This window comes from Nonomuraea corallina (assembly GCF_027620315.1).
Lineage (GTDB): Bacteria > Actinomycetota > Actinomycetes > Streptosporangiales > Streptosporangiaceae > Nonomuraea > Nonomuraea corallina.
Window position 1 is genome coordinate 1 of the sequence record NZ_JAPNNL010000269.1, and the last position, 6300, is coordinate 6300.

A 6300-nucleotide genomic window follows, 5' to 3' on the forward strand; every position below is an offset into this window, starting at 1 on the left:
GTCGCCCGGCGGCACGACCATGTACCAGAGCAGGCCGGGCACCGTCACGTCGCGGCCGATCGCCGGCACCAGGTTCGTGACCGACGGCCGCCAGGGGCCCGACCTGACCCTCGACGCCGTGCGGGCGGCCACGGACGAGCTGCTCACCGGCTATTTCCTCGACGGGAGCGTGACCGGCCTCACCTGGTCGGACGACGGCCGGACGCTGGCGGTGCACACCTCGACCGAGGGCACCCACTACTTCAGGCCCGTCGTGGGTTCGAGAAACCGGCGCGACGAGATGGCCCGGACCAAGGTCGCCAAGGGGGTCTCCGACGAGAGCCGCCCCCATGAGGTCCGCTTCAACCCGCGCGTCGCCGACGACCAGCTGGCCCGGATCTGGCTGCACGAGATCACCGACACGCTGCAGCAGGTCCGCGCCGAGCGGCTGCCCGTCCTCATGCGTCCCACCCCCGAACAGGCCAGGCGGGACGCGTGCGTGGACGCCCGGTTCAACGAGCTGGCGATGCTGACCGACCAGTGGCACAACGCTCCGGCCTGGCCGGACAAACGGCTGCTCGCCGTCGAGATCGACGGGGTGAACCGCGACCTGCTCGGCCGCGGCCACACCCCGCCCCTGCCGCCGTGGGCGCCCACGCAGGAGATCCGGCGGCGACACGCGCCGCCGCTCCCCGAGGGACGGCCCTCCATCGACGAGGTGCAGGCCGTCATCGACACGCTGACCCGGGCCGAACAGGAGCTCCGGGCCCAGATCGCGGCGAAGACCGCCAGCGCCGCGCAGGCGCGCGAGGAAGCGCTCAAGTCCACCCAGGAAGCCAGGAAGGCGCTGCGGCAGCACGACTCGGGCCGGATCGAGCGCGCCAGGAAGGCGCGCAAGGCCCACCTGCAACACCGGGTCACGCAACGCCGGCACCTCCGCATCGCCAAGGCGTACGAGACCGCCCTGGTGAGAGCCGGCCAGTCCAGGCAGGCGTACGAGCAGCTCCTGTCGTCGTTGCGGCGGGCGCCCGCGCCGAACCATCTCGGGCAGCTGACCCCGCCCAAGTCCGCCCGGCGGGCCGAGGCGGCGGCGCGGCGGCGCCACCAGAGCTACCTCAGGGCCCTGACCAGGGCGCTGCCGCGGCAGGCCGCCCTGACCACGACCCTGCCCGCGGGCACGCTCGCCCACCTGTCCGCCCTCACCACCGCCGTCAACGACCTGCTGGCACGCAACGGAGCCCGGCACCGGTTCGCCCCGGACGAGCTGGAACGCGTCCTGCGGGCGGACTTCCACCGGGTCGTCTCCCCCGACGGTCTGGTGCTGCGTGTGGGCCACGGTGACACGGCTGCGGAGATCCGGTTCAAGCTCACGCTCTCCGACCTGGCCGAGGTGCTCAACCCCGGCATCAAGGCGTCGGAGATGATGGTGGGCCTGTTCTTCCAGGCTGCCCGTACGGTCACCGCGACCCAGTCGGGCAGCGGCGGCATGTCCGGCGGCTTCGACACCAGTGTGCTGGCCAAGCTCATGCCGGAAGGCGAGTGGTATCAGGCGTTGACCCAGACTCTGGGCGTCAGCGTCGGAGGAAGCGGCGGGCGCGGCAACTCCGCTACCGGTGGCGCCGGCATGTTCGCGCAGGGCGGCTCCGTCGCGGACAACAGGAGCGAGTCCCTGCTCTTCGACGCCGCCGCCGCGTGGACCGTCGAGATCCGCACCGGGCAGCAGACCGCCTGGCGGGACACCACCGTGGTGGACACCGGCACACCGGGGGACCCCGGCGCGCAACGCCTGTGGTTCTCGCATTCCTACACCGACCAGCCACCGCGCAGGCTCGTCCGGATCTCCGAGGATCAGCGCGTCCACCAGCTCCCCAACGTCGTGGTCAGCGAGATGAGCGGCCTGCAGGACGCGTTCGACGTGATCGCGCAGGAGCTCGGCGGTGACTATGCCAAGATCGGCGAGATCGAGCGGGCGAACCTGCGCGCCTTCGTCTCCCACGAACTGCCCCACCGGTTGCGGGACGCGGTCAACACCGGGATCGAACGCGTCTTCACCGTCGACGGCAGGCCGCACGCGCGGGTGCGCGCCGAGAGCAGAATCGTGCTGGTGGCCGCCGAGCCGCTGGGCGGCGCGACCGCGGAGGAGTGGGAGGAAGAGGTCCTCGTGGACTTCGTCGCCACCCCCGGCGGTCTGTCGTCCAACAGGTCGGTCGGCGGCGAGCTTTCGGCGGGGCTCCGCAATCCCCTGTTGGAGGATGTGAACGGCCCCGGCGACTACCGTCCCAGCATCGGCCCCAGGATCAAGGGCTCCATGGGCAGGTCGCGATCGGCCTCGGTGACGGCCAACAAGCAGGCGATCCACCCGAGCGTGCACCGGAAGATCGGCCGGAAGCAGACGTACCGGCTCGCGGTGGAGACCACGTTCACCGTGGAGAAGTTCGGCAAGCCCCCGGTCACGCTGCCCACGCTGCACAGCACGGTGACCGCGAGCATGCGGGAGGCGGCCGCCTACCGCTTCGGCCTGCCTGTCGACCGGAACGCGCTGAGGTACCGCAACGGCCGGCCGGTCACCGACGCCGACGGGAACGCGCTGGTGCGGGGCGAACCCAGCCCGGAGGCGCCTCCCGGCCGCAGGGCCGAACTGCCGGTGTCGCTCGGCGACGGCCCGGGGCGGATGCGCGGCGCGGGACCCGGCCTCGTCCAGGACATCGACGGGCTGGACACGGTCCGGCGGAAGGTGCTGGACCAGCTCGCGGAACGCGGCCTGATCCCGAAGACCGTGAACGGCGAACCGAAGTACGCTTTCGGCGACCTCGCGCGCGCCGCCCAGATCCTCAATCTGCAGGAGGTCACCGAGCAGCTGTCCGAGCATCGGATCAGAAGCGCGTACGACTCGCTGGCGCAGGACGGCATCATCTTCGATCTGGTGAAGCTGGGCGTCAACGGCGCGCCTGAGCACTTCACGCTGAAGATCTCCCTGAAGCAGCACTTCGGCGGCGGAGCACGCTACATCGGGCACACCGATGCCGAGACGGTGGTCAATCTCGAGATCAGCTCCGACACCACGGCCCGCGCCTCGGGCCGGTCCAGGAGCGGCGGCGTCGGCGGGTTCCTCGGCCTGAGCGACGGCCCCGCAGAAGGGCTGGACGGGACGGTGCACGACGCCGGCGGCCGGTACGACTACCAGAGGGGCCGCTCGATCGGTTCCAGCGGCGGCAACACGACCAACGAGGTGGTGCTCTACGAGAGCACGGGCCCTGTCGCGATCTTCTCACTGGCCCACCACCTGACGGTCGAGCTTCTGCACGACGACAGGCCCACGCTGCTGGCGTCCGAGCGGGGCACCGCCAGGCTGTTGTTCGCCGCGGACCTGCTGCCATCGGACACCTCGACGCCGCCGGCTCCGCTCGGCGAGGTGCCCGCGGCGGCCAGGAGCAAGATGACGCTGCTCCATCTGGACGTGCCCGGGGCGTGGCAGGCGGCGCGCAAGGTGCTGCCCTGGGCGACGCGCACGGACTCTCCGGCGTTCCAGAAGATCTTCTCGACGCTGAACGTGCGCAACCTGGTCGCGCACGCCAAGATCCTCAACGGGCCCGTCCTCACCAACACGGTCGTCCGTCCTCAGGGAATACCGGTGCGCTCGTCGCTGTCGGTGTCGGCGGAACTGGGCCAGGCCGAGGTCGTCGCCGTGGTCGACCAGGTGGACGGCAAGATCCTGTTCGGGCTCGGCAGCGCCGGCGTGTCCTGGGGCGGTTCGACCGGCCACAACGTCGGCGGCTCGGGGAAGATCGGCGACCTGGACGACGGCGGGCAGACCAGCGACAGCGGCACACTGGGCGCCCCCGCCCGCTCGTCGGGCAGCTCCACCTCGCAGTCGATCCTCAACATCTGGGGCACCGAGGAGCTCCTGATCGACTTCGGCCGCCAGTACGTCATCAGGGCGTCGATCGATCTCACGCTGACCGGCTCGGAGTCCGCGACGTCCGGGCTGCCGATCGCGGAACGACTCGGGCTGGGCACGAGGACCACCGAGGCGACGGGCACCGGGCTGTTGTCGATCTCCGAGTACGACGCGCTGGTCCTGTACACGGAGGGCAGGCTGAACCTGCCGGGCCGCCTGGTGGGCGACGCCGTCGAGCGCCTGCTCAACGGCAGCCTGCCCCTGGACGCCGGCCTGGCCGTGCCCCTCGCCCAGAAGTACCTCAAGGACGTCGCCCAGGCTCGGGCCGCCGGCCAGGACGTGGGCTACGCCGACCGGCACACGCCGGCCGCGCTGCTCGCCAAGGTGCAGGAGCTGACCGGACTCGGCCCGGTCCCCGGCGCCCCGGACACCAGCGAGGAGCAGCGGCTCCAGAACGCGCTGAGCGAGGCGGCCGAGCTCATCGAACGCTCCCGCGACGTCGTGGTGGCGCCGTCGTTCGTGAGCGCGACAGGGACGGGGCTGGTGGAGTCGCTCGTCCTGAGCGACGACCAGGGCGAGGCCGTCACCTCGGTCGACGCCGTGGTGGCCGCCATCGAGGCCGGCGCCCCCGAGCTGGCCCAGGACCCGGACCTCCTGGCCCAGCTGGACAGCGACTTCTCCGAGAAAGCCATCAAGATCCACGTCGACGACGCGTGGTCACGTCGTGGCCACCGGAAGCCCTACGGGCTGCGGATGGACCTGTCGCAGGCGACGCCGTCCGAGGAGCTGACGGTCAGGTACCGGCTGCTGTACGACGACCCGGCGGGTGAGCGGCGGGCGGAGGTCCTCAGGCATTCGCAGACGTCGGGTCTCATCAAGCAGCACTACGACTACATCGACCGCACCCGCTCGGAGACCCGGACGGGCTCCTACGCGGCCGGTCTGGAATACGGCGGCGGCGACCACGGCGACGGCCAGGGGGCGGGCGTCTGGACGGACCGGGGGTACGCGTTCTCGCACTCCGCCAACGAGCAGGGCACCCGGCTGAACCGGCTGAGCCTGTTCATCGGCAACTACCAGATCGAGCAGGACGGCCTGATCGTCGTCATCGACGTCTCCCGGCACAAGGTGGGCGCCGAGCCGGTCTTCGGCCCTCCGGTCGTGTTCAACGCCTCGCTGACCCGGCCTGTCCCGACCGGCATGATCACGCCCGCTGACCGGGACCCGGGGCCGGTCTCCATCGTGAGCGACCCCCGTCCGGCCGAACTGCGGGCCGGGCAGTTCCCCGTGGCGCTCTGGGAGGATCCGGCCAAGCCCGACCTGCTGGAGGTGGTCAGCCGGCAGGTGTCGAAGATCTTCGGGGCCAAGGCCCTCCGGGAGAGCCGGGCGGTGCTGGACGAGCGTCTCAAGCGGTCGGCCCTGCTGGCCGCCTTCGAGCGGATGTCGGGACCGGAGGGCATCGTGATACCGATCAACGACCTGCGGTTCAGGAACCAGGGCGCCCGGATCACCATCCATGCCCGCACCTCGGACCTCACCGTCATCGCCGGACCGTTCGAGGGCGAGAAGGGCCAGGTCGACAGGAAGGCCGACTCACTCAACGCCTCGATCACCCGCAGCCGGGCGCTGCCCCTCGGCCTCAGCGCCGGCCAGAGCGACGGCGCCACCGGCCTCAACGGCGGCGTCCGCGGCGGCGAGCAGGCGTCGGAGAGCGTGACCGACCATCACGGCGCCCGGCGCGAGCGCAGCAGCTTCGAGAAGGGCAACCTCTTCATCGTCCGGTTCAGGGTGGACTACGACGCCACCTACCAGCACGTCGCCCGCCTGCCGAACCAGGAGGAGCGGCTCGTCGGCGAACCCGCCCACCGGACGGGCCTCACGAGCGGCTGGGCGGACGTCATCCTCACCCAACAGGAGCTTGAGGAGATCATCTCCCGGATGGAGTCGGACGTACGGCTCGCTCCCCCCTCCGCTCCGGAGGCGGAGCCGTTCCGGTTCGTCCCGGAGACCGGCCGTCACGGACTGATCCAGGTGCTGCAGGACGCGCGCCTGGCCGCCCGCGAGCGCGGCGTCCCGGCGCGGGTGCGGGTCCGGGAGGCCGACGGCATCCACGAGTACGTGGCCTCCCCCGACGGTTCGGTGACCAGCGCGAAGCCGGACGGCGGGTTCGCCGAGGCGTTCGCCACCCTGCCCCCCGCCCTGCTGGAGGCCGCCGACAGGGTCCGCCTCGACCTGCGCGGCGTGTTCCTGAACTCTCCGGTGTCCGGCTCGTTCGCGCAGCAGGTCACCCACGCGCTGAACCAGCGCGGCGTCTTCGCGGTGGACGCCGTCAAGCCCGTCTGGCCCGCCGATGTCCGCAAGTCGGCGGCGCCGGTGGGCAGCAGCGTCGCCCAGGGCTGGTCCGCCGGGGGCAGCACGCCCTC

General features: G+C 71.6%; 1 protein-coding gene. It reads left to right on the forward strand.

Translation table 11 applies throughout. The annotated features are described in order from the left end of the window. Positions 1-118 precede the first annotated feature (118 nt). Positions 119-6300 (forward strand): hypothetical protein (locus OUY22_RS35135; RefSeq protein WP_270159627.1); only part of this gene is annotated, 6182 nt, incomplete at its 3' end.